Annotated in this window: 21 protein-coding genes; 12 read left to right on the forward strand and 9 right to left on the reverse strand. The window is 44.0% G+C overall.

The genetic code is table 11. The features are described 5' to 3' along the window. Nucleotides 1-87: 87 nt before the first annotated feature. The 9 genes from AC1RM2_RS25655 (at nucleotide 88) to AC1RM2_RS25695 (ending at nucleotide 13,342) form a co-directional block, all read left to right on the forward strand. Complete coding sequence (locus AC1RM2_RS25655) at nucleotides 88-1,965, forward strand: transglutaminase-like domain-containing protein (RefSeq protein ID WP_492987960.1); 1,878 nt, start codon at nucleotides 88-90, stop codon at nucleotides 1,963-1,965. 8 nt (nucleotides 1,966-1,973) lie between these two features. Further along, nucleotides 1,974-4,160 (forward strand): DUF3858 domain-containing protein, encoded by a 2,187-nt coding sequence (locus AC1RM2_RS25660; RefSeq protein ID WP_492987961.1) that lies wholly within the window; start codon nucleotides 1,974-1,976, stop codon nucleotides 4,158-4,160. 295 nt (nucleotides 4,161-4,455) lie between these two features. Then, nucleotides 4,456-7,281: an alanine--tRNA ligase gene (gene alaS / locus AC1RM2_RS25665; protein WP_492987962.1), complete on the forward strand. Its 2,826-nt coding sequence runs from the start codon at nucleotides 4,456-4,458 to the stop codon at nucleotides 7,279-7,281. Nucleotides 7,282-7,289: 8 nt separating this feature from the next. Beyond that, nucleotides 7,290-7,844, forward strand: a complete 555-nt coding sequence (locus tag AC1RM2_RS25670) for an ADP-ribosyltransferase (RefSeq protein WP_492987963.1) — start codon at nucleotides 7,290-7,292, stop codon at nucleotides 7,842-7,844. Continuing rightward, the gene (locus tag AC1RM2_RS25675; RefSeq protein WP_492987964.1) at nucleotides 7,844-8,197 is read left to right on the forward strand and encodes a hypothetical protein; all 354 of its coding nucleotides are present in this window, start codon (nucleotides 7,844-7,846) and stop codon (nucleotides 8,195-8,197) included. Before AC1RM2_RS25670 ends, AC1RM2_RS25675 begins: the two co-directional genes overlap by 1 nt. An 827-nt stretch (nucleotides 8,198-9,024) precedes the next feature. Next, nucleotides 9,025-10,491, forward strand: coding sequence for an Asp-tRNA(Asn)/Glu-tRNA(Gln) amidotransferase subunit GatB (gatB, locus tag AC1RM2_RS25680; protein WP_492987965.1), 1,467 nt, complete (start codon nucleotides 9,025-9,027; stop codon nucleotides 10,489-10,491). A gap of 2 nt (nucleotides 10,492-10,493) precedes the next feature. Continuing rightward, nucleotides 10,494-11,645, forward strand: coding sequence for a redoxin domain-containing protein (locus AC1RM2_RS25685; protein ID WP_492987966.1), 1,152 nt, complete (start codon nucleotides 10,494-10,496; stop codon nucleotides 11,643-11,645). 106 nt (nucleotides 11,646-11,751) lie between these two features. Then, nucleotides 11,752-12,441, forward strand: a complete 690-nt coding sequence (locus tag AC1RM2_RS25690) for a response regulator transcription factor (protein WP_147057003.1) — start codon at nucleotides 11,752-11,754, stop codon at nucleotides 12,439-12,441. Between the two features lie 544 nt (nucleotides 12,442-12,985). Next, nucleotides 12,986-13,342, forward strand: coding sequence for a hypothetical protein (locus AC1RM2_RS25695; RefSeq protein ID WP_492987967.1), 357 nt, complete (start codon nucleotides 12,986-12,988; stop codon nucleotides 13,340-13,342). A 52-nt stretch (nucleotides 13,343-13,394) separates the two neighbouring features. On the opposite strand, the gene AC1RM2_RS25700 is transcribed toward AC1RM2_RS25695, so the two are convergent. From AC1RM2_RS25700 to AC1RM2_RS25715, 4 genes are all read right to left on the reverse strand, one after another. Beyond that, the gene (locus tag AC1RM2_RS25700) at nucleotides 13,395-13,955 is read right to left on the reverse strand and encodes a globin family protein (protein WP_492987968.1); all 561 of its coding nucleotides are present in this window, start codon (nucleotides 13,953-13,955) and stop codon (nucleotides 13,395-13,397) included. A gap of 13 nt (nucleotides 13,956-13,968) precedes the next feature. Continuing rightward, the gene (locus AC1RM2_RS25705; protein WP_492987969.1) at nucleotides 13,969-14,394 is read right to left on the reverse strand and encodes a hypothetical protein; all 426 of its coding nucleotides are present in this window, start codon (nucleotides 14,392-14,394) and stop codon (nucleotides 13,969-13,971) included. 457 nt (nucleotides 14,395-14,851) lie between these two features. Further along, nucleotides 14,852-15,304, reverse strand: coding sequence for a hypothetical protein (locus AC1RM2_RS25710; RefSeq protein ID WP_492987970.1), 453 nt, complete (start codon nucleotides 15,302-15,304; stop codon nucleotides 14,852-14,854). Nucleotides 15,305-15,342: 38 nt separating this feature from the next. Further along, complete coding sequence (locus AC1RM2_RS25715) at nucleotides 15,343-15,912, reverse strand: hypothetical protein (RefSeq protein ID WP_492987971.1); 570 nt, start codon at nucleotides 15,910-15,912, stop codon at nucleotides 15,343-15,345. Between the two features lie 230 nt (nucleotides 15,913-16,142). Between AC1RM2_RS25715 and AC1RM2_RS25720 the strand changes: the two genes are divergently transcribed. Then, nucleotides 16,143-16,427 (forward strand): DUF6958 family protein, encoded by a 285-nt coding sequence (locus AC1RM2_RS25720; RefSeq protein ID WP_492987972.1) that lies wholly within the window; start codon nucleotides 16,143-16,145, stop codon nucleotides 16,425-16,427. Between the two features lie 200 nt (nucleotides 16,428-16,627). Continuing rightward, nucleotides 16,628-19,480 carry a beta-galactosidase GalA gene (galA, locus tag AC1RM2_RS25725; protein WP_492987973.1) on the forward strand — a complete coding sequence of 951 codons (2,853 nt, stop codon included), beginning with the start codon at nucleotides 16,628-16,630 and terminating at the stop codon, nucleotides 19,478-19,480. A gap of 106 nt (nucleotides 19,481-19,586) precedes the next feature. Here galA and AC1RM2_RS25730 read toward each other — a convergent pair whose 3' ends face one another. The 3 genes from AC1RM2_RS25730 to AC1RM2_RS25740 form a co-directional block, all read right to left on the reverse strand. Next, nucleotides 19,587-20,138, reverse strand: a complete 552-nt coding sequence (locus tag AC1RM2_RS25730) for a protein-tyrosine phosphatase family protein (RefSeq protein WP_492987974.1) — start codon at nucleotides 20,136-20,138, stop codon at nucleotides 19,587-19,589. A gap of 15 nt (nucleotides 20,139-20,153) precedes the next feature. Beyond that, complete coding sequence (locus AC1RM2_RS25735) at nucleotides 20,154-21,029, reverse strand: diacylglycerol/lipid kinase family protein (protein WP_492987975.1); 876 nt, start codon at nucleotides 21,027-21,029, stop codon at nucleotides 20,154-20,156. A gap of 82 nt (nucleotides 21,030-21,111) precedes the next feature. Beyond that, complete coding sequence (locus AC1RM2_RS25740) at nucleotides 21,112-21,465, reverse strand: ketopantoate reductase family protein (RefSeq protein ID WP_492987976.1); 354 nt, start codon at nucleotides 21,463-21,465, stop codon at nucleotides 21,112-21,114. A 4-nt stretch (nucleotides 21,466-21,469) separates the two neighbouring features. Between AC1RM2_RS25740 and AC1RM2_RS25745 the strand changes: the two genes are divergently transcribed. Further along, on the forward strand, nucleotides 21,470-21,715 hold the full coding sequence (locus tag AC1RM2_RS25745; RefSeq protein WP_492987977.1) for a hypothetical protein: 246 nt from the start codon (nucleotides 21,470-21,472) through the stop codon (nucleotides 21,713-21,715). 149 nt (nucleotides 21,716-21,864) lie between these two features. On the opposite strand, the gene AC1RM2_RS25750 is transcribed toward AC1RM2_RS25745, so the two are convergent. Both AC1RM2_RS25750 and AC1RM2_RS25755 read right to left on the reverse strand, forming a co-directional pair. Beyond that, complete coding sequence (locus tag AC1RM2_RS25750) at nucleotides 21,865-22,059, reverse strand: hypothetical protein (RefSeq protein ID WP_492987978.1); 195 nt, start codon at nucleotides 22,057-22,059, stop codon at nucleotides 21,865-21,867. Between the two features lie 52 nt (nucleotides 22,060-22,111). Beyond that, the gene (locus tag AC1RM2_RS25755) at nucleotides 22,112-23,071 is read right to left on the reverse strand and encodes a bifunctional helix-turn-helix transcriptional regulator/GNAT family N-acetyltransferase (protein WP_492987979.1); all 960 of its coding nucleotides are present in this window, start codon (nucleotides 23,069-23,071) and stop codon (nucleotides 22,112-22,114) included. Nucleotides 23,072-23,219 lie beyond the last annotated feature (148 nt).

The raw sequence follows: 23,219 nt of genomic DNA on the forward strand, positions 1-23,219 counted from the left end.
TAATTTAATTGTTCCCCCGTTATTTTTACCCTCATCCAAATTCCCAAATCCAAATAATAGTATTATATTTCATCCTCTGATTATAATATGATTTTTAAACGATTGATTGCGTGCGCCTGCTGTACGCTGTTTACCCTGGGGGCGTTTGCTTTAGAAGGCGATTCGCTGGTAACTATAACCGCCTTAAAAAATGAGTACCAGTTTAAATGGAACGGCCAGACCAACAGGGTTGAGATAAAAGAGAAACTGAGCAATACTTATGTCAGCAATACCTATGGTGTAAGTTACTCGGTATCTGAATTTTATAACGATAACACCAGCATTGATGCCGTTACTTGCAAGGTTGATGGGCATAACTTACGGTCGTTTAAGCCAACCTACACCTACTACAGCCAGGACGATGTTTTTTACTCGGATGCAAAAATTTGCTACTTCCCGATGGATATGCCCAAAAAAGGGAGCATTGGCACGGTCACCTTTGAAGAAACCCTGAATGATCCGCGGTATTTCACCTCCATCTACTTTTCGGATGCGGCCATAGTGCAGCAGGGCGAGGTGAGCCTTAAAATACCACGCTGGATGAAGGTGGATATTAAAGAAATGAACTTTAATTCCTTCGGCATAAAAAAAACTACCGAATACATCTCTGGCGAAGATGCCGATGTTATCACCTATTCGTTTACAAATATACCGGCCATGAAACGCGAGGCCAATAGTCCCGGCCCAACCTATATTTACCCGCACCTGCTGGTGTTGTGTAAGTCGGCGGCGCCGGGCGGCAAGCAGATCACCTATTTCGGCTCCCTTGCCGATCAGTATGCCTGGTACCGCGAGCTGGTTAAAAACGTAGCGGGCGATCAAGCCGTAATCAGCGCGAAAGCAAAGGAGTTAACTGCCGGCCTTACTGCCGATATGGATAAAGTAAAAGCCATGTTTTATTATGTACAGGATAACATCAGGTACATTGCCTTTGAAGATGGCATGGCAGGCTTTAAGCCCGAGAAGGCCGACGAAGTGCTGCGCAAAAAATATGGCGATTGTAAAGGTATGGCCAATTTAACCAAGGCGCTGCTGGTATCGCAGGGTTATGATGCCCGGCTATGCTGGCTGGGTACCAAACATATTGCCTATGATTACCAAACCCCATCAATGGCGGTTGATAACCACATGATATGCGCTTTAAATTACAAAGGGAAAATATATTACCTTGATGCAACCGAAAGCTACCTTAGCCTTAATGAATATGCCGAGCGCATACAGGGCCGGCAGGTTTTAATGGAAGACGGCGATAAATACATCCTGAATAAAATACCTTATGCCCCGCCTTTGCAAAACTCAACCAATCAGCTGAGCAAGCTGAGTGTAAGCGGCACCAGCCTGGTAGGCAAGGTAAATTATACATGGAGGGGTGAGGATAAGGAGAGTATTTTAAGCGGTTTAAACAGCATTAAACACGAAAATACCGATAAGGCAATGGTGAAATACCTGGCTGATGATAATAACGATTACACCATTAACAACCTGAAGCTAAGCAGCATTGCCAACCCTGATAAGGACTTGACAGCCGCGTTTGACCTGGAGCATAAAAACGCTGTAAACGTGTTTAGCAAGGATTATTACATCAACATCGACAGCCAGAAGGAACTGGCCGATTTTACTTTTAAACCCGCCGTGCGCAAGCTTGATTATTGGTTTGCCTATAAAATGAACATCAACAGTCAAACCGAGCTGGATATTCCTGCCAACTATAAAGCCGCAACCGTACCTGCCGATTTGAATATTGTGAACCCCGATTATGAATTTCACATCAGCTACACCCAGCTGCCCAATAAACTGGTGTACAAAAAAAGCCTGCTTATTAAAAATACCAGCCTGCCCAAAACCCGGTTTGAGCAATGGAACCACGATGTGGAGCTGCTGGGCAAGGCCTACAACGATACCCTGATCCTAAAACCTACAAACTGATATATTAAATGAAACCACTTTACCTGTCGCTATTTTTTTTATTCATCACTACTTTAACCTTCGCGCAGGACAATGTGCCTTACGCCGAAAAGGCCGCCCAACTGCAAAAAGAAATCTGGGGCACCACCGCGCCCGAGTTTAAAGTTACCAAAGTGCCCGATAGCCTGAGCAAAGAGAGTGCTGTTGTGCTGGCACGGTCGTTTAGCCTTAACCGTACATCAAATACCAAAATAAAATTTTTGATTATTACCGCCGCTGCAAGCCTGCGTACCGTGAAACTCAAAACCTTTCACGAGCGTGTGAAAATTAACGATAAAGTATCGCTGGAAGACTACTCAACCCTGGAGTATCAAAAAAAGCTGGATAAAACGGTGTCCTTCTTCCTTACCAAATTTGTGAGTACCAATAACACTTTTATCGGCGCAAAAATTGTTAAGCCCAACGGTAGCGAGGTAATTGTTAATACCGGCGAAGAGGTTTTAACCAAAAACGAAACCAAAGACCAAAAAGGCAAACTGGCCATCCCCGGTTTGCAGGTGGGCGATATTTTAGATTATTATGTGAGTACAGTTGATGTTGACGAAAACAGCAAAAACGCATCCTATAAAAATAACGACGATATTTTTGTACTGGCCGATGAGTACCCAGTTTTGTATTACAGCCTGGATTTTCAGTACAATAAAAAAACCGATGTAAAATATATTTACGCCAATGGCGCCCCGCATTTTGATGGCGGCCGTAACGCCGATGGCGACCTGGTGCTGAGCCTTAAGCTGCACAACATGCCTAAATACCAAAGTAACATCTGGGTATCGGCCCTGCGCCAGTATCCTTATATCGAAATTGGCAGCACGTTTAACAACGGCGCCGATGCATCATATGATACGCGTGCTGTAGCTATTAAAAAGGCGTTCAAATATTCGTTCGAGGAGTACTCCGGCTTTAATGAAGCCGAAAAACGCACCAAAGATTATTTTAACACCGGCAAACCATTTAAAAATAATGCCGCGGATAGCGTACTCAAGGTGTTGTATGATATATGGAAATTCCAGGTGTTTTGCAACTACGATGGCGATGAACTGGAAAATATCGACGGGATGAATTACCGCAGCGCCCGCAGTGTGCCGGCTGCCATAGGCATGAGTATGATGCTTACCCAATTGGGCATTAACCATGATGTATTGATGGTGGCATCGCGTATGAGCAATACGCTCGATAACATGTTTACATTTAACGATTTTGATGCTATCATCCGCATAAAAAGGGCCAAAACCTATTTTATGAGCTTTGATAATGTGGTTACCCATTTTGGCGAAGTGCCGGAGCGCTTTGAAGGCGAAAAGGTAATTGCCCTGAATCCCGACCGCATCACCAACAAGTACTACACCTTTACCGAAAAGGACGATTCTTTATCAGTTTCAACCAGCGATAAAAATTTTATTGACGAACAGCTACAAGTGAACCTGCTGCCAGCGGACATGCAAAAGCTAAAAATTGCCCGGCAGGTAAGCGAAAGCGGTTCCATGCGTCTTGAAGACCAAAAATCCCTGTTGCCGGCCGGCGATATTGACAAAGGTTTACAAACCTTGATAAAAGGCGAAGAACTATCAAAAAGGATAAAAGGCAAACACAAAGCCGACGAGTACTCGAATGCCTTTGAGCAACAACGTAAAGACCAGTTAAAAGCCTTTACGGCCGAAATTAAAGGTAAATACGACCAGGAACCAACCGAAGTAAAGGATTGCAAAATCATCGATCCGGCGATTGAAAACACTAACCCTGCGTTTAAATACAGTTCGTCATTTGTGCTCAACAACCTGGTGAAAAAGGCCGGCAACAATTACCTGGTTGATGTAGGCAAACTCACCGGCGGTTTTTACAAACTGGACGATGCCGAACGCAAGCGCACTATTGACGTTTACATGCCCTGCGCCCGCAGTTTTAAATATACTATATCGCTGGCTATCCCGCAGGGCTATACAGCCAAAGGAGTAGAAGAGCTGAACATTAAAAAAGAGAACAAAACAGGTTCATTCTCATCAACCGCAAACATCAACGGTAATACACTAAATATTGTAGTAACCCGTGCCTACGCCCACAACTTCGAAAAAGCCGCCGACTGGCCCGCGCTTGTTGAAATGATTGATGCCGCCTCGGCTTATAACGCCAAGAAGATTTTGCTGGAGAAGAAGTAGGGTTTGAGTTAGAGGAAGATCATAAAATATCTTGAACGAACTTTAAAAAAGAACCGTCATTGCGAGGCACGAAGCAATCCCGAACTATGTGGGACTTAGCATGTAGGGGATTGCTTCGTACCTCGCAATGACGATTTTTATTGATCTTCGATCTGCTTTTGTACTACCTTTCGTATTCGCCCCCACAGCTTCGCTAAAGGCCAAACGTGTAATATTGTATAATTCTGTGTAGTCTACACAAAATTTCACACTTTTGCACTTCGATTTTGTTTTCGATATTACAAAGTACTACTCCATGACAGCTACCGAAATACGCCAGGCTTTTCTTGATTTTTTTGTTTCAAAGGGACACGTTATCGTTCCTTCGGCACCAATTGTAATTAAAAACGACCCTACCCTGATGTTCACCAACGCGGGGATGAACCAGTTTAAAGATATATTTTTGGGTGAAGCAGCAGCCAAGGCAACCCGTGTAGCCGATACCCAACGCTGCCTGCGCGTAAGCGGCAAGCATAACGATTTGGAAGAAGTAGGTATTGATACCTACCACCACACCATGTTTGAAATGCTGGGCAACTGGAGCTTTGGCGACTACTTTAAAAAGGAAGCCATAGCCTGGAGCTGGGAGCTGTTAACCGAAGTATACAAATTACCAAAAGACCGCCTGTACGTTACCTATTTTGAAGGTGACGAAAAGGAAGGCCTTGAAAAAGATACCGAAACTTACGACCTGTGGAAGCAGTTTGTAGACGAAGCCCACATATTGCCCGGCAACAAAAAGGATAACTTTTGGGAAATGGGTGAAACTGGTCCATGTGGTCCGTGCTCGGAGATTCATTATGATAGTCGCCCCGATAGCGAGCGTGCCGAAGTAAGCGGTGCTAAGCTGGTTAATGCCGACCACGACCAGGTTATAGAGATATGGAACAACGTGTTCATGCAGTTTAACCGGGTGTGGGGTGGTAGCAAAGGAGGGCAAATTGAATTTTTAAGAGATTCAATAACCTTTGGAGGAATTGACGAAAAAAAATGGAAAGGGGAAAATCTTTGGGCTTATACAACCTTAAATAACCTGCCAGCTAAACACGTAGATACCGGGATGGGTTTCGAGCGTTTGGTAAGGGTGTTGCAAGGTAAAACGTCAAATTATGATAGCGATGTTTTTCAGCCGATAATCCAGTTTATTGCGGAGAAAAGCGGTCAAAAATACAACAGCGATGCCAAACCCGGTGATGCCGGCTGGAACGAAGCCGTTGCCATGCGGGTACTGGCCGATCACATCCGTGCGATTAGCTTTGCTATTGCTGATGGAGAATTACCTGCAAGTAATAAAGCGGGTTACGTGATCCGCAGAATCCTGCGCCGTGCAGTGCGTTACAGTTATCAAACTTTAGGCTTTAAAGAACCTTTCTTTAACCAGCTGGTGCCTTTATTGGCCGAGCAGTTTAAGGGAGTATTTGATAATTTATACAGTCAGAAAGATTTTGTACAAAAGGTTATTTTAGAAGAAGAAATTTCTTTTTTAAGAACGCTTTCAGCCGGTATTAGAATATTTAATGAATATACCACTCAAATTACTAACGCGGGTATAGATTGGATAACTGAGGACGCTGCTGGTCGAATCGTTCCCTTGTCAAGTTTTCAAATTAAGTATCTTAGTTCAATCGCAAATAAAAATATTCGAGGTGATTTTGCCTTTGAGTTATCTGATACTTACGGTTTTCCTATCGATTTAACGGAGTTGATGGCTCGTGAGAAAGGATGGGCTGTAGATATTGCTGGTTTTGAAAATGCTCTTCAGCAGCAAAAAACCAGATCTCGTGCTGCCAGTGCTGTTAATACTGGCGATTGGATAACCCTAAAAGACGACGAAACCTCCATCTTCACCGGTTACGATGAAACCGAAACCATTTCTCACATTGTAAAATACCGTAAAGTAACAGCCAAAGGTAAAGAGCAATACCAAATTGTTTTGGATAAAACTCCTTTTTACGCCGAAAGCGGTGGCCAGGTAGGGGATAAGGGCGAATTGGTTTTCCCGGATGGTACCATCATTTTGGTTACCGATACCAAAAAAGAAAACGGTTTAACCGTTCATTATGTAGATAACCTGCCCGAAGATATTGAGGATGCTTTAACCGCGATTGTTGACCCTGCTTTGCGCGGGCAAACCAATGCCAACCACTCGGCCACGCACCTGCTGCATGCCGCTATGAAACAGGTATTGGGCGGCCACGTAAACCAAAAAGGATCATTGGTAAACAGCGATTACCTGAGGTTCGATTTTTCACACTTTGCCAAAGTTACCGACGAGGAACTGGCGCAGATTGAAGCCATCGTAAACCAAAAGGTGCGCCAGAACATCCCGCTAAAGGAAGAACGCAGCGTGCTTTATGCCGAAGCTATTACCAGCGGCGTAACCGCCCTGTTTGGCGAAAAATATGGTGAGTACGTACGCGTAATCACTTTCGAAGATGAGTTTAGCAAGGAACTTTGTGGCGGTACCCACGTACAGGCTACCGGACAGATAGGCTTCTTCAAAATAATTGCTGAAAGCGCCGTAGCCGCAGGTGTACGCCGCATTGAAGCCATTACCGGTGTTGCCGCCGAGATGTTTATCACCAACCAAAGCCGCATGGTAGATCAGCTTAAAGATTTGCTTAAAAATCCTAAAGACCTGCCAAAAAGCATCGAAAGTCTGCTGGACGAAAATAGCAAGCTAAAAAAAGAAATTGAGAAAGCCATCCTCGAAAAATCATCAGGCTTAAAAAACGAACTGGCACAAAAAGCCGAGGCTATCAACGGCATCAACTTCATTGCCCAAAAAGTAGCCCTGCCCAATGCCGAGGCCATTAAAAACCTGGCCTACCAGTTAAAAGATATCGTACCCAACCTGTTCCTGGTACTCGCCGCCGATTTTGACGGCAAACCCAGCCTAACGGTTATGATAGCCGAAAACCTGGTAAAAGAAAAAGGCCTGCACGCCGGCAACATCGTAAAAGAGCTTGCCAAAGAAGTAAAAGGCGGCGGCGGCGGCCAGCCATTTTTCGCAACCGCCGGCGGCAGCGATGTAAGCGGCCTGGATAATGCATTGGCAAAGGCGAGGAGTTTTGTGGGGTAGATTTTGCTATGACAAAGCTGGAGGAATATGTTCGTAATTATTGTTCAAGGGAGTTAATTGAGGCGAGGAAAAAGTCGGCTACTATTGGCTACTTGAGTTCCGAAGAACATGCTTTAATTTATAAATATACCGAAGATGGTTATGAGTCGGTTAATGAAAAATTAAGGCTTAGCGATGGACGGGATTATTCAGATTTTGGTAAATTCTTGGATCGAACATTAGCTAAGCTGCCAGATTATGAAGATATTGCCTATCGCGCCGTTAATTTAACACCTTTCGAAATGCAAAAATATTTAGATGCTCATGCTAATAATAGTATATTAGTAGAACATTCGTTTATTTCGGCAAGTAAATCCAAAGCTGTGGCTTATGAATTTGGAAATAGTTGTCAGTTCAGGATATTTAGCCGCAGTGGAAAAGATATCGAAGCGTTTGCAAAATATGGGATGCATCACCCTCAAAATGAAAAAGAAGTGCTATTTCGTCCAAATTGTAAGTTTGAGGTATTAGAAGTAACAAAACGGGACAGTAAGACGTTAGTAACGTTAGAAGAGGTTAAATAATGATTACGTTAGAAAACATAGATCGGATTAATGCTATTGAAGAAAGCGATTTAAGCAAAATCAGTATGGTTTTGTTCGAATCTATGTCTTTAAAAAGAAGCTATAAAAACGAGTCTGTAGTTAATTATAGTGAATACGTGATAGATACCATTGCCGATCTTTTCAAAAAAATGCTTGTTCAGGATACAACGATGACTAAGGAGTCCAGGCTAAACGTTATTAACTTATTGGATAAACTTAAAACTCAGAAAGAAAATTTAGATTTGATTAAATCGAATATTTCCGTAGCTGATATCCAGCAGGCATCGAAGAGGTTGTCTAAAAAAGCCCAATCAGCTTTTGAAACTAAATAAGAAATTTATCCTCGGATGATTGTACCCCACAATTGAGATTTTCCGGCCAAACGCAACAAAGCCTTTTGATAGCGTTCTGTGGTGACAAAGACTGCGGGAGCAGAATAGAAGTATAATGACGTTATAAAAATGCTGTTATCCTAAGCAGTAAAATTTGGCGAAATTCTGAAGGAGGAACGACGTACATCGCATGTCGGCGAGTCGACTCACCCCGACGAGGCTACGCCCGTCTGCCCCTCTCTCCGCTTCGCGCATAGAGGGGCTAAAAATATAAAAAAGTGAGCTACACCCTCTTTGCGGCTTCAGCCGGAGAGGTCGGCCAGCGTAGCATAGCCGGGGTGAGTTGTGGCCAGCGTTCAAAGCCATTGTTTGTGTAAATTTCAATATGTCATAGGTAGCCCGTTGCAGGATAGCGGGCAAGGCCTCTCCGCGCGAGTCTTCGACAGGCTCAGACTGACAGGCCCTGCGCGCCTTGAAATTAATCACAAACCGCAGCTAAAAATTCTTCCCATTCTTTAATTCTGAAAATTCCGGTTCAGACAATTGCGTTAGGGATTGGCGCGGATACCGGCCAATCTGGCTAAGGCCCGTGTAGTATGAGCAAAAAGCCCGGCCCGCAGGGAACGCCATCATAGATATGAGATATTAGATGTGAGATTTGAGACCGCCCCAAGGGTCACCAAGGCCTTACAAAACCACTCACCGCTCACCATTCACCACTCACCGCTACATTTTTCCTGACCATTAAACCCCAAAACCTACCTATACTGTATTAACTTTTATATATTTGACCTTACAATCAGCAAATCACAGCTGAATTTATTTTTATGACAGTTCTCGCAAACGGGATAGGTGAAAAGTACGAATTGGTTGTAGGCCTCGAGGTACATGCCCAGCTATCCACTTTAAGTAAGGTTTTCTCGGCCGATTCTGCCGCTTTTGGTGCCGGGCCTAATCAGCATGTAAGTGCCATATCTTTGGGACACCCCGGTACTTTGCCTTTTTTAAATAAACGCGCGGTGGAGTATGCCGTTAAAATGGGTCTGGCCTGTAATTGCAGCATCAACCTGAATAACAGTTTCGCCCGCAAAAATTATTTCTACGCCGATTTGCCCAAAGGTTACCAGATAACGCAGGATCATGCGCCCATTTGCCTGGGTGGTTATGTGCCTGTAAAACTGGCCGATGGTACCGAAAAAAACTTAGCCATCCACCACATCCACATGGAAGAGGATGCGGGCAAAAGTATGCACGACCAGCACCATGCCGATTCGCTTATCGACTTGAACCGTGCCGGTGTGCCCCTGCTGGAAATTGTTACCCAGCCCGATATGCGCAGCGCCGAAGAGGCGGGCCAGTTTTTGACCGAAACCCGTAAAATACTGCGCTACCTTGATATTTGCGACGGCAACATGGAAGAAGGCAGCATGCGCTGCGATGCCAATATCTCCGTTCGCCTGCGTGGGGCTACCGAATATGGTAACCGTTGCGAGGTAAAAAACCTCAACTCTATCCGTAACGTGCAGCGCGCCATTGAGCACGAGTTTGCCAGGCAGGTAGCCGTGATTGAAGCCGGCGGCCATATAGATCAAAACACGCTTAATTTTAATGCCGATACCGGCGAAACATCGGTATTGCGCAGCAAGGAAATGGCCAACGATTACCGCTATTTCCCCGAGCCGGATTTAATGCCCTTGGTGCTTACCGAGCAATACGTTGATAACATCCGCAAAAGTTTGCCGGCACTGCCCAGCCAGCTTTATCATAAATACCTTGAATTGGGCTTGTCGGCCTATGATGCATCGGTTATTACTGCCGATAAGGACGTGGCCCATTATTTTGAAGAGCTGATAAAAGCTACCGACCATTACAAAGCCGCCGCCAACTGGATCATGGGCGCGGTAAAATCATACCTGAATGATCATGACGTGACCATCAGTAACTTTGCTGTTACCCCGGCCAACCTTGCCGGCCTCATTAAACTAATTGACGCGGGCGTGATAAATAATTCTGTAGCTTCGCACAAGTTATTCCCCGCCATGGTTAAAGAACCGGGCAAAAAAGCCGATGAACTGGCTAAAGAGCTTAACCTGTTAATCAGTGCGGATAATGACGATGTAAACCAGTTTATCAAGGCCGCCATTGCCAAGTTTCCGGATAAGGTAAAAGAGTACCAAAAAGGAAAAAAAGGCGTGTTGGGCTTGTTTATGGGCGAGATTATGAAGCTATCGAAAGGTAAAATAGATCCGCAGAAAACAAACCAGTTATTGATCAAGGAATTAGAAGTAAAGTAGTAATGAAATTAAAAAATCTGGCAGTTTACAGTTTACTGTTTTTAACTGCATTTGTTTATTCATGTAAAGATAATTCGCAGTTTACCATTAACGGTACCATTAAAAATCCGGGCAGTATAAAACTGGTTTATTTAATTGAGGCCGATAGCAGCCAGCTTAAAGTGGTAGACTCAACCACGCTGAGCGAAGATGGTAAATTCAAATTTAAACACGTGGCGCCTTATGCTAATTTATACAAGCTGCGTATAGGCGGCGCGGGCGGCGGCGATCAATCGGCAGCAGCCAATAACGTGTACGACCTGATAGCAAAAAACGGTGACGATATTGATTTTGAAACCGACAGTAAAGATGCCACGCATATTTATATTATCAAAGGCTCTGACGATTCGGACAAGATAAAAGAGTTTAACAAGATCAGTAATTTTTACGGCGAGAAAAATTCAAAGCTTGTGGCCGAGTACCAGGAAAAATCACAGGCCCTGGGCAAACAATCAGATTCATTGCTGAAGGTTTACATGCCTACCTTCCAGAAAAATGTGGCCGATTATGGCGTTGCTGTTTTAAAGTTTGTTAACGATAACAAATCGTCGCTGGCGGCTTTTTATGGCGCAACATCATTAGATGTGTATAAGTTTGAACCGCAGCTGGTGGCCTATGCCGATGATATTAAAGATAATTTTAAAGATAACCCCGCGGTGCAATCGTTCGTCAAACAGATGAATAAAATTAAGCCAATATCCATTGGTCATAAAGCCCCCGATTTTACAACCACCGGTATAGATGGTAAACAAGTTAGCCTTGCCGACTATAAAGGCAAATATGTAATGATTGATTTTTGGGCATCATGGTGTGCGCCTTGCCGCCAGGAAAACCCTAACGTGGTAAAACAATATGCCGCGTTTCATTCAAAAGGCTTTAATATTTTAGGCGTATCATTAGATAAGGATAAGGCCGCATGGCAAAAAGCTATTAACGATGATAAGTTGGAATGGGCTCATGCATCCGATTTAAACAGCTTTGAAGGGCCAACAGAAAGGCTGTACAATATCGAGGCTATCCCGTCGAATTTCATCATCGATCCGGCCGGAAATATCGTTGCCAAAAATATTACCGGCGCCGATTTGGAAGCTTTTTTAACCAAAACGTTCAAATAGGTTCAATTTATCGTTAACAAAAGGTAACCATTAACAATTTGTTAATATTTGGGTAACTTTGGGGTGTTGTAAAGTGTATACTTTTATACAAAAAAATTAACGCATCATGAGCAGCTCTCCAAAACAGAAAATTCTTATTGTTGATGATGAACCGGATATTTTAGAGTTGATAGAATACAACCTTAAAAAAGAAGGCTACCAGGTGTTTTTGGCCCGCAACGGCCAGGAGGCTGTAGCCGAAGCCAAGAAATCACTACCTGATCTTATTGTACTCGACATTATGATGCCTAAAATGGATGGCATCGAGGCCTGTCGCATTATGCGTACCATGCCCGAGTTTAAAAATACCTTTATGGTGTTTTTAACCGCCCGCAGTGAAGAATATTCAGAAATTGCAGGCTTTAACGTAGGCGCCGATGATTATATAGCTAAACCGATAAAGCCCCGTGCCCTGGTAAGCCGTATAAACGCCATATTGCGCCGCAACTCGCCGACCGAAGAAACACCCGACAACAAACTTGAAATTGGCGACCTGGTTATCGACCGCGAAGCCTACCTGGTATATCAAAAAGGTGTTAAAGTGGTTTTGGCCAAAAAAGAGTTTGAACTGCTATACCTGCTGGCCTCAAAACCCGGCAAAGTATACACCCGCGAGGTAATCCTGAAAAACATCTGGGAAGACTCGGTAGTAGTAACCAACCGTACCATCGACGTTCATATCCGCAAATTGCGCGAAAAGCTTGGTGACGAGGTAGTTGCAACTGTTAAAGGTGTAGGGTATAAGTTTGAAGCGTAAGCCCCCTAACCCCCTGAAGGGGGAACTTTTGATTAGCATATTTGAAGCTTCGGTTTTCCTAAAGAAAACCGAAGCTTTGTTTTTTGGGCGAAAAGCTTTTGGCTTGTTTTGGGCGTTGCCTGCGGCCGGGCCATCCGTTCATACGCGCACAAGGCGTTAGGCGCGGGCCGGTATCCACTTTTGTCCCTAACGCAATTGTCTGAACTTGGATTAAGCAGATTTTTTGGATTATTTGGATTTGATTTGCGTGCGGTCATCTTGGATTAGTAAATGTCTTTATCAATCCATGCAATCAAATCCAAAAAATCTGACTAATCCGCTTAATCCCGGTTCAGAAAAATAGCGATGAAGGTCAACATTCAGCTAAAACGGCATGTGCCGCAAAATCGCCAGTATTCAATTCATCCACCAGCAAATCAAATCCAAAAAATCTGATAAATCCGACGAATCCCGGTTCAGAAAAATAGCGATACAACCCTCCCCAAATCAAAAAATAAAACTAATTGGTGCCCAATTTGTATACCAGTTAACAAAATTTCCCGCGATGAAAAAAACAGCATCCATAACCATAGCATTTGTGCTGATACTTAGCGTTTGTTTCGCTACCATAAACAGCCTTACAGGCAAATGGGCAGGTCCGGTTACATTGCCCGGGAACAAGCCCTTTCAGCTTGGTTACAATTTTAAAGTGGATAGCGGCAAGCTTACCGGTACCGCACTAACCCCGGCCGGAGAGGTGATTATTACCGACGGTATGATAAACGGCGACGATTTTTCATTTAATGTACCCGTGCCTAATGGCAACGCCCCGCACACCGGCAAACTGTATGCTGATAGCATTACCCTGCACCTGGTTTACGAAGGGCAGCATTTGGCGGCTACACTGAAAAGGGTTAACTAAAAAGGCCCGCAAGTTACCCTGCGGACCTTCGCCCCCTCTGATCGAAAAAAAATTATTTTTGTACTACCTGTGCTTTTAGGCTCACAATAATTTTGCCCAGTGAGCCTATTAAGTTTGATGGCAGTTTATTTTTATTGGCGCCTTTAACAACATCGTCAACAAAGGCGTCGAAATCGGCAGCGGTGGCTTTACCATTCATGCGCGGATTTTTTGCAGGGTCATGGGCATCAACCATGTTGTCGCCGGTGTAAGTGAAGTTTTTTGCGCCAGTGGCAACAGCTACAAAAGTAGTTAGGTTGCCACTCAACTCGGTAAAGCCCGATAGGTTGCCTTTGGTTACTTCGGATAGCAACACAGTAAAATGGCCGTTTATCCTGCTATCGCCCGCGATAACAAATATGGTGCTGTCAATAACCGAGCGGATGCCTAAGCGTCCTTTTTCGATGGTGGTACCTGGTTTTGCCGGGTCGGATACCATTACCGATCCGCCTAACGAATCATATAAAGTAGCTTTTACCGGTGTCACCGACGAATTACTGCTGCAAGCCTGCAGCGCGAACATTGCGCTAACGGATAGCGCGATTAACGTGGAAGTGTTTAGTAGTTTTTTCATGTTTTTTTAAAGATTAGATTACCTGGGTTATTAGCTTGTAAATTTTATAAGTGTATGATGATTTGGCTACCGGGCAGCCGCTTTTTAAGCTTTGGGCATCGGGCATGTAGCGGTCGGCTTTTAGGTTAAGGGCTTTTTTAAGGTTATCAACTACTTGTGTGCCACTGGTTTTAACCGGGAAAAAAGTAAAGATAACGGTGTTCGATTCGGGGTTAACCATTACATGGTCAATTCCCTTTTGCTTGTACATCCAGCCGGCAATGTTATTGGCATCCCTGGTTGTTATGGGCTGTTTAATATCAATGCGGGCCATTACTTTGGTAAAGGCATCGGGTGCGGGCCGGTAAACAAAATAAATGTGGATGGCCAAAACAAAAAGCAGGAACACGAAGGTTGATAAACCATAAATGACGATTTTTTTTACTGCGCTTTTTTTCATGAGGATAGGCTTTTGATTTTAAGTATCTTGAATTTGATTTATAGCGAAATTTTACATTTCTATTATGAAATACGGCACTTTAATTCCCGCGGTTTTTACATGTCGATAAATAATCCACTTTAAATTAGAGTACTCCGAATAGGTGTAAAAAGATGTTGGGAAAGTGGCTTAAAAAGGAAAGGTGTGGCTGCGTATTTTTATAGAGGACTAAGGATGCGCTGTGCAGATTAATTTTTAGCGATAAATTTATTGTCAGCTGCTATTAGTGAAGGTGAAAAAGTACAGAAAATACTTAATCCTAAGCTGTTGATCTGTCGCCGGCGATTGCCTTTGGCCGGGCCATTCGTTCATACGTGCGTAAGCGTGGCGGCTACCCGGTTTTGTCCTTAAGGCGCTTGTTTGAGGTGGTGTTTGTTTTCTTAAGTTAATAACGGGCTTAACCGCCCCGCTAATACGATCAATGGATTATTTTTCGTAATCTTCTTTTTGCTTTATCCGTTACTGTCAATATTTTATTAGTGTCGCTCATATCCAGGTTGTTGCAGCCCAAACAAAACGTTATGAAACCTGTTATTACATGTTTTTCATCAAATATAACTACGCCAAATTCTGAAGCAAAGCAATCTAAATCCGCTTTTTGATAGGAGTGCTTGTTCAGCAAAATTTCCCTTAACGTATTTATTTCGGCAATGCTTAATGCCTTTACCTTATGAAAACAAGAGTCGATCTTATTGTTGGCAATAATTGGTGGGTCTTTTGAATCGAGGCAATCATGCGTATTGCGCTGCATTTTATATAAATCAATAAACCTGGCTTGTTTTAAGGTGTTTTCGGCTTTCGTACCCAATTGTTGGCCAATGCAGATATTGGCAAAAACAGAGACGAAGAATATCACTAATAAATATTTCATTTGTACTATGATGGTTAAGATCGTCAGATACCTTTACCTTAAGGCTTTACAGTCAGTGATGTTAGAATCGACCTCATCTCTACCGAGTCTGCACTGCTGCAGGCCACTTTTGATAGGTGTATATTAACAAACAAGTCCTTGCCAAGCATGGCATAGCCATACATATGTTTTTGGGAAAAATTAGTGCCATCTACAACCACATTATTTTGCCGGAACATAAAATCATCCGTAGGTTTCCCCCAATCTTCATTGTTACGTTCCATTGTTTTCAGGTTGGAGTAGTTTGAAAAATAAGCGAATGGATATGCCGGGCTGATATCGGGGCCGCCAATGGCCACTTTTAGTGCATCAACCAGCTGCAGTTTTTCATTGTCATTAAGTTTGTAATATAAAACTGAGCAAATGAAGCCGTCCTGCTCGGCGTAATAGTAGTAATCGGTACCGCGCCATTCTTTTTTGAATTTTTTAAACCGGCTGCTTGCCAGGGTAAACGTGGTGCCTGTTCTTTTAGGATAAGCGAATTCAAATAGGGTACTGTCTGCTATTTTAAAGGCAAGTAACCCGATAACAAGGACGGTTGCTAAATAAAAGGTATTTTTTTGTTTCATTGTATTAAGGTTATAAGTACAGTGCAGTAGTCAAATATAAGTTTTATGTTGGATTGTGGAATACTGCACGGCTATTAATGGCCAATTGTGCAATGTTGGATAACTGACAGCATTTCAGTTTACCTTTAACCAAATAGTTTATGCGTGCGAACTAAAGGTTAATTCTGTATTTTTTTTAACTTTAATCGCAATAGAATTTATCGCTGCGCAACTATTGCATCCCCAATGACATGAAAGAAGCCAAAATCCAAACCTTGCATCCCGATAAGGATAAACAGAACAAAATTATTTCGGCCGATAAATATGAAATAATTAAAACGGCCGTACTGCAAATTTTGCAGGAGCAAAGTCTAACCCATACCCAACTGATGCAGGCGCTGCATGATAAAGTGCATGTCACTTTCGCCGGCAACGCTCACTGGTATGGCGAAACCGTGAAGCTGGACCTTGAAGCACGCGAAATAATAAAACGAAATACGGCTAAGCCCCCGGTTTATAGTATTAATAAACTTTAAACACCAGCGCATCACAGTAAATTAAAACGTTGGCTTTAGGCTTTAAGCATTTTGCTTTTAGCTTCATATCGATACTATTTTACCAAAATGTGCTCAGATAATTTCATCGGAGCTGTTTTTTTAGATAGCTGTGTTTTTAACATTTATTTTTAGGGGCACATTATAAACCCCAATTCAAAATCAGTACTTATCCAATATATATGAAAACGTTGCGCCTTTTGCTGTTGTTATCTGTTTGCCCTTTCATTGTGTCAGCACAAACGGCTGGCGCCAGGCAAAAATCGAGGGCTCATATTTGTATAGATACCGGCTGGCGGTTTGCTTATGGCCATCCGTTTGATGCCGCTAAAGATTTTAACAACGCCACCGGCTATTTCTCTTATTTTGCCAAAGCGGGCTATGGCGATGGCGCCGCCGCCGCTGACTTTGACGACAGGCCCTGGCGCAAGCTTGATTTGCCGCATGACTGGGCTGCCGAACTTGGTTTTAGCGAAAAAGGAAGTTATAGCCATGGTTTTAAAGCCCTCGGCCGGAATTTTCCGGAAAGCAGCGTAGGTTGGTACCGTAAAAAGTTTACTGTAACAAAGGAGGATTATGGCCGGCATATCACCATTGCTTTTGATGGTGTTTTTCGCAACTCGACAGTTTGGGTAAACGGGCACTACCTGGGTACCGAGCCAAGCGGCTATAACGGTTTTGAGTACGATATTACACAGCTTTTAAACTACGGCGGCGATAATACCATCGCCGTAAGGGTAGACGCTACCATGGAAGAGGGCTGGTTTTATGAAGGGGCCGGCATTTACAGGCATGTGTGGCTCAATAAAACATCGCCGCTGCATATTGCTGCCAACGGTACATTTGTGAGTAGCACTGTTGGGGATGATAAGGCGCAATTAACTGTTAAAACCGATGTAAGCAATTACGATACCGGGGCAGATAATTTTGCCATTGTACAAAAAGTTTACGACCGCGAAGGCCGTTTGCTGGCTACCAAGCAAACTGATGGCAATAGCCTGCAACCTTTTAAAACGGGGGAGTATAGCAGCCAATTGGAAATAGCGCACCCTAAATTATGGTCGGTTGATACGCCGTACCTGCACCGTTTGGTTACCACCATTTTGGTAAATAATGTGCCTGTTGATGAATATGTAACACGCTTTGGCATACGTACACTGCGTTTTGATGCCAACACCGGCTTTTACCTGAATGGTAAGCGGCTGGAAATAAAGGGCACCAATAACCACCAGGAGCATGCCGGAGTAGGAACAGCCATGCCCGACGAATTGCAGTACTATAGAATTGCCCGTTTAAAAGAAATGGGCAGCAACGCTTACCGCTGCTCGCATAACCCGCCAGCGCCCCAATTGCTGGATGCCTGCGATAGCTTGGGCATGCTGGTGATTGACGAAAACCGGCTGATGGGCATAGATGATTACCACCTGGGTAACCTGAAAAAAATGATTGACCGCGACCGCAACCATCCAAGTGTAATCAGTTGGTCGGTAGGTAACGAGGAGTGGGGGATAGAAAACTCGGAGACAGGCGCACGAATTGCGACCACCATGCAGGCCTTTGTAAAAAGCCTGGATACCACCCGCGCGGTTACGGCGGCGTTTAGCGGCGGCTGGGGGCAGGGCTTATCGGGTGTGATGGACTTAATAGGCTTTAACTACATAGCACAGGAAAACCCCGACGCGCAGCACCAGAAATTCCCGCAGCAAAAGGGTTGGGGCACCGAGGAAGGATCGACCTTTGCTACCCGCGGGGTTTATTTTACCAACGATTCGCTCCATTATAAATCTGCGTACGATGCCAAGCCAAGGCCCAATGCCTACAGCATTGAAGAGGGTTGGAATTACTATGCCAAACGGCCATTTTTGGCAGGTATGTTTATCTGGACGGGATTTGATTACCGGGGCGAGCCAACGCCTTACGGATGGCCATCAATAGGGTCGTACTTTGGTATGCTCGATCAGTGCGGTTTTGCTAAGGATGATGCCTGGTACCTGCAGGCCTGGTGGGGCAGCAAGCCGGTGCTGCACTTGTTGCCGCACTGGAACTGGAAAGGCAAAGAAAACCAGTCCATAAACGTTTGGGCCTATAGCAATTGCGACGAAGTGGAACTGTTTTTAAACGGTAAAACCCAGGGCAAAAAAGCCATGGCCAAAAATGGGCACCTGGAATGGACGGTTCCGTACAGTTCCGGAACGCTAAAGGCAATTGGCTATACCGGCGGCAAACAGGTATTAACCGAAACCGTGCAAACTACCGGTACCCCACAAGCCATCGCCCTTGAAGCCCATAAGAATACCCTGAAAGCCGATGCGCAGGATGTAGCCGTAATTAAGGTTAGCCTGCTTGACAAAAAAGGACTGGCGGTGCCCGATGCCAATAATGAAATAAGTTTTAAAATTGAAGGGCCCGGCAGAATTATAGGGGTAGGCAACGGCAACCCAACCTCGCTTGAGCCTGATAAGTACCTGGAAACGATTGTCAATATGCCCGTTGAAGCCTTGAAAGAGTTGCCGGTACCCGATACCATCCACAAAAGCGAAACAGCCGAAACCTTTGATGATAGTGGCTGGAAAAAGGCGTTTACCAATATAAGCGATACCAGCGTAAAAGCCTGGGTTTATCGCGGCAGTATTAATTTAACCGATGATTTAACGCGACAGCCGCTCACCTTTTTTTATAAAAGTATCGGCCGCAAGCAATCGGTATATTTTAATGGCCACTTGCTGGCTGCCAATGTTGATTATCATAAAGACCAGGATGTGTTTAACATCAGCAAGGCCTTTTTAAAGCCGGGTAAAAACAGCATTGTTATTGTTGCCTTACCTATCAAAAAACTGCACCCCTGGGATAACCCTAACCAGGACCCCGGCGTAATTCAGTTTCAAGCCCCTGCGGCAGGCTGGAAAAGAAAGCTGTTTAACGGCCTGGCCCAGGTTATAATCCAATCAGACGGAAGCCATGCCGGGCCAATCACTTTAACCGCAACTTCGGCAGGGTTGAAGGAAAAGAAAATCGTTATCAATGCCGATAAGTAGAAGGATAGTCTGGAGTCTTAAGTCTTAAGTTCTGAGTCTGAAAAGGGCAAATTTCGACTTCTGACTGAGAACTTAAGACCTCTGACTAAATTCTGAACATGATTCCTTAAATAATGCTTTGTTCGGCCGGGTGCTCCTGGTAAAATTGTTCCAGTTGCTTCAGCACTTCAACCTGGCTTTTGCGCGGGTTAATAAATGTGCGCACTTTTTTTACCATCGCAAGGGCATCATCAAAAGTCAGGCCTGTTTTAAGCAAATAGGCAATAGTCATGGTTGGGCCGCGGCCGAGGCCCTGGCGGCAATGGATGTATACCTTGCCGCCGCTTTTTATGGCTGCATCGGCAAAATTGGCCCCTTCCTTTAACACATCAAGTGGCGGTGGGGTATTATCGGGCGTGGGCAAATGCAGGTAACGGAAGCCCTTATATTGTGCGCCGTTATAAATGGAATGCATCCGCATATTTATAATTGCTGTAACACCTAAAGATTTTAGTTTGCGCAAACCCACCAAATTATATTGGCTGCCTAAGTACAGGTTGGCCGTTATCTGGCAGCGCTTAAGCTGGGGAAGCCCGGTTATTATGCGGTAAGCATTATCATAAGCCATTTGGCCCGATAAATAAACCACCTTTAAAATACTTTTAATTTTTGCAAGCATATTGTTTTGCTGTTTTTAACGCGGCACTACTATATTGATAGCCGCCGGTACAACTTTAATGGTTAACTTTTTTGCCTTTTGTTCGCAATCATCCCGGATAAAAGCCTGTGCGGCATCCATTTGTATAACTATATTTTTACACCGCCAATGCTTTAAAGCTTCGGTTTGGTTTTGCAGTAAGGTGTTGCCCGCAATTTTTAATACCGAGGTTAAATCGTTATCACCCATCAGTATTACATCCAACAAGCCGTCTGTTATGCTGATGCCGGGCAGCATATCTAAACCGGCAAAGCCAATATTACCCGAATTGGTTATCGTGAGCGAAACGGCCGTTTCTTCTATCTCCTTACCATCTATCTTTAGTTTGTATTTTACCGGCGTGGCATTTACCATGGTTTTAATAGCAGTATAACCGTAGGCCAGCTGGCCAATGGTATCTTTTAGCCCGCGGCCGGCCTGTAAAATCATATCGGCCATAATACCCAGGTTAACCCGTAATAAAAAAGGGTGCCCGTTTACCAGGCCCATGTCAACAGCTTTTAATTTGTGACGGCTTTTTATGAGTTCAAGAGCAGAAATGGTATCCAGGGGAATTTGTAGCTGTTTTGCCATAACGTTGGCCGTGCCGCCAGGAATGATGGCCATTGGTGTAGCCGTTCCGTGTAACGCGCCGGCCGTATCTGTTACAGACCCATCGCCGCCATATACAACAATTAAATCAGTTTTGCCGATAAGTTTTTTTGCAATATCGCAGGGGTTTTTGTGGCGCTGGGTAACAGATACATCCCATTTGATGGCGCTGTTGTCAAAAGCCTGGTTAATGTAGGTGAGTATAGGCTCTTCCTTACCTGATGCCGGGTTGATAATAAAGTGGATGTGTTTAAATTTCATTGCTTAACCTTCGGCTTTTCAACACGGAAGATAGGTAATAGTTTGATTTATTTGGGCGGCAATAAAGCTTTTGTATACAGCCCTACATCCTGAATAGCTCCGACTTAAGTTTTGTCATTTCGCCTAATAAAGCAGTAACCGGAACTTTAGCGCTGCCAGACACTTGTGCTACTTTGGCTACTGCAAAATTTAACGTTTCAATCTCTGTTTCCCGTTTGTTGAGGATATCCTGGCAGGTAGATATCTTTTGCCCGTCGGACATTTTACTTATCATCAGCACGTTTTCCAATACATCGTGCTCTGTTAACTGGATGTTGTTCTGGTTGGCTATCGCAACGCATTCAGCAATTACTGTTTTGGCTATATGCAAGGCAGCTTCATTGCGGTGAAATACCCCATTATCAATCTCGAGCAATGGGCATATCGAATTAAACACGCAATTGCTGATTGCTTTTTTCCAGATGACTGTTTGGATGTTCGCCTCGGCCCTAAAAGAAAATACATCGGTATTCAGTTCATCAACAATACCATCAAGGTTATCAAATGAGCTTTTAATAACCCCTATGGGTGATGAGGCAACCGGCCTGAACCTTACTTTATTATTTGATACCGATTGGCTGGTTACAAATAGTACACACCGGTATAATTCGGTAAAGCCCGCGTCGATAAAACCATCTTCAATATGAAGTCCGTTTTGAAGGAATACGACTGGTGAATGCTTTGCTTTGATTTTGAGCTTTTCGGCAAGTTCCTGGTTGCCGAATGATTTGTTGGTTAACAGGATAAGCCCGTCAAGTTGCGTATAATTATTTAGGGTGCTGATGGTTACTTCGGCCTACAGTGTATTGTTTTCCGTTTCTATCTCCAGCAACTCCCGGCTGGCGGGCTGATCATCTACGCTGCCGCGCAGTATGGTAACCTTTTTACCTTTTAGGGTTAGGGCCACTGCCAAAGCCTTGGCAACAACGCCATTACCTATAATGTATATGTTTGTATCAACCTTTATAGTTTGCTCAGATACTGATACCATAACGTTTTAATTTGCGCGTTTTTGTTTTTATAGTTTTAACAGATCCCCCTTATTAGTTATTCAGCTGCAATTCCATCTGGATATTGCAACGCTCGTAAGGCGTAAACCGGCCAACCACTTTTTTAAACCCTAACTTTTGATACAGGCTGATGGCTTGTTTAAGCATGGTATTACTTTCAAGGTACAGCGTGTTGCCACCCCGGGCTTTGGCGCGTTCGGCAATAGCTTTGCCCAACAACCATCCTATGCCTTTGCCATGTGCTTTGGGCGAAACCGCCATTTTTGCCAATTCATAATCATATTCGGGATCGTCCATTTTTAGCAATGCACACACGCCCACGGGTTCGCCTTTGTACAGGGCAACCAGTATTTCGCCGCCCTTGTTTAAAATGTATTCCTGCGGATGGTCGAGCGATTGGTAGTCTTTTTCTTCCATTTTAAAGTACGTGCTTATCCACTCCACGTTAAGTTCGCGGAATGCCTTACTATATTGCTCTTCAAAAGGGACAATCGTAACGTCGCGGCCCTCTCTTAATTTTTTCTCGTCCTGAACCCTCTTTAACAGCGATTTTTGTTCGAGCATAAATTCCCACTCACCGATAGCTTCCCACAGATTGTGCCGCGTATTATCCAAAATGCTTTCTACCGCGTTTTTAACATCAACCAACTGGTACTGCAGCTTTTCATTAACCTGTTTTCCCTTGTCAGATAACGACAGTACATTCCTGCGGCCGTCATTGGCGTCTTTACCTTCCGTTACCAGTCCCTTCTTCACCATCTCGGATACAATTTTGCTGACAGAAGGGTGGGAGTGCCCAATATGCTGGGCAATTTCGGTTATGGTGAAGCTCCCTTGTGATAAGGTATAAAAAACAGGAAACCACTTGGGCTGCATGTCAATTCCGAACATCCGGTAAATGTTTGCAGCATCGTCCGTAATCTTTTCCTGGAGCATCCGCAGCCTGCTGCCAATGCCCGCTTTTCCAACTGAATTAAAGAATGAGTTTTCCATTAAAACAAATTACGTAACTAATTACGTAACTTGCAAACTATAATTATAACAGCAAACTAACTGGTATCAAAATAAAGTTTTAAAATAGATTTATTTAATCAGGCCGCCTGTAAAATGGGGAGCATATCGCCCTACAGGATGCGTAGAT

This window comes from Mucilaginibacter sp. GW822-FHT03E02 (assembly GCF_058801545.1).

Coding starts and splice junctions, on each gene's coding strand:
- AC1RM2_RS25750 (WP_492987978.1), bottom strand. CDS start 22,059: ATGGTATCAGTATCTGAGCAAACTATAAAGGTTGATACAAACATATAC.
- AC1RM2_RS25655 (WP_492987960.1), top strand. CDS start 88: ATGATTTTTAAACGATTGATTGCGTGCGCCTGCTGTACGCTGTTTACC.
- galA (WP_492987973.1), top strand. CDS start 16,628: ATGAAAACGTTGCGCCTTTTGCTGTTGTTATCTGTTTGCCCTTTCATT.
- AC1RM2_RS25670 (WP_492987963.1), top strand. CDS start 7,290: ATGACAAAGCTGGAGGAATATGTTCGTAATTATTGTTCAAGGGAGTTA.
- AC1RM2_RS25660 (WP_492987961.1), top strand. CDS start 1,974: ATGAAACCACTTTACCTGTCGCTATTTTTTTTATTCATCACTACTTTA.
- AC1RM2_RS25755 (WP_492987979.1), bottom strand. CDS start 23,071: ATGGAAAACTCATTCTTTAATTCAGTTGGAAAAGCGGGCATTGGCAGC.
- alaS (WP_492987962.1), top strand. CDS start 4,456: ATGACAGCTACCGAAATACGCCAGGCTTTTCTTGATTTTTTTGTTTCA.
- gatB (WP_492987965.1), top strand. CDS start 9,025: ATGACAGTTCTCGCAAACGGGATAGGTGAAAAGTACGAATTGGTTGTA.
- AC1RM2_RS25705 (WP_492987969.1), bottom strand. CDS start 14,394: ATGAAAAAAAGCGCAGTAAAAAAAATCGTCATTTATGGTTTATCAACC.
- AC1RM2_RS25720 (WP_492987972.1), top strand. CDS start 16,143: ATGAAAGAAGCCAAAATCCAAACCTTGCATCCCGATAAGGATAAACAG.
- AC1RM2_RS25700 (WP_492987968.1), bottom strand. CDS start 13,955: ATGAAAAAACTACTAAACACTTCCACGTTAATCGCGCTATCCGTTAGC.
- AC1RM2_RS25710 (WP_492987970.1), bottom strand. CDS start 15,304: ATGAAATATTTATTAGTGATATTCTTCGTCTCTGTTTTTGCCAATATC.
- AC1RM2_RS25730 (WP_492987974.1), bottom strand. CDS start 20,138: ATGCTTGCAAAAATTAAAAGTATTTTAAAGGTGGTTTATTTATCGGGC.
- AC1RM2_RS25675 (WP_492987964.1), top strand. CDS start 7,844: ATGATTACGTTAGAAAACATAGATCGGATTAATGCTATTGAAGAAAGC.
- AC1RM2_RS25690 (WP_147057003.1), top strand. CDS start 11,752: ATGAGCAGCTCTCCAAAACAGAAAATTCTTATTGTTGATGATGAACCG.
- AC1RM2_RS25695 (WP_492987967.1), top strand. CDS start 12,986: ATGAAAAAAACAGCATCCATAACCATAGCATTTGTGCTGATACTTAGC.
- AC1RM2_RS25735 (WP_492987975.1), bottom strand. CDS start 21,029: ATGAAATTTAAACACATCCACTTTATTATCAACCCGGCATCAGGTAAG.
- AC1RM2_RS25715 (WP_492987971.1), bottom strand. CDS start 15,912: ATGAAACAAAAAAATACCTTTTATTTAGCAACCGTCCTTGTTATCGGG.
- AC1RM2_RS25685 (WP_492987966.1), top strand. CDS start 10,494: ATGAAATTAAAAAATCTGGCAGTTTACAGTTTACTGTTTTTAACTGCA.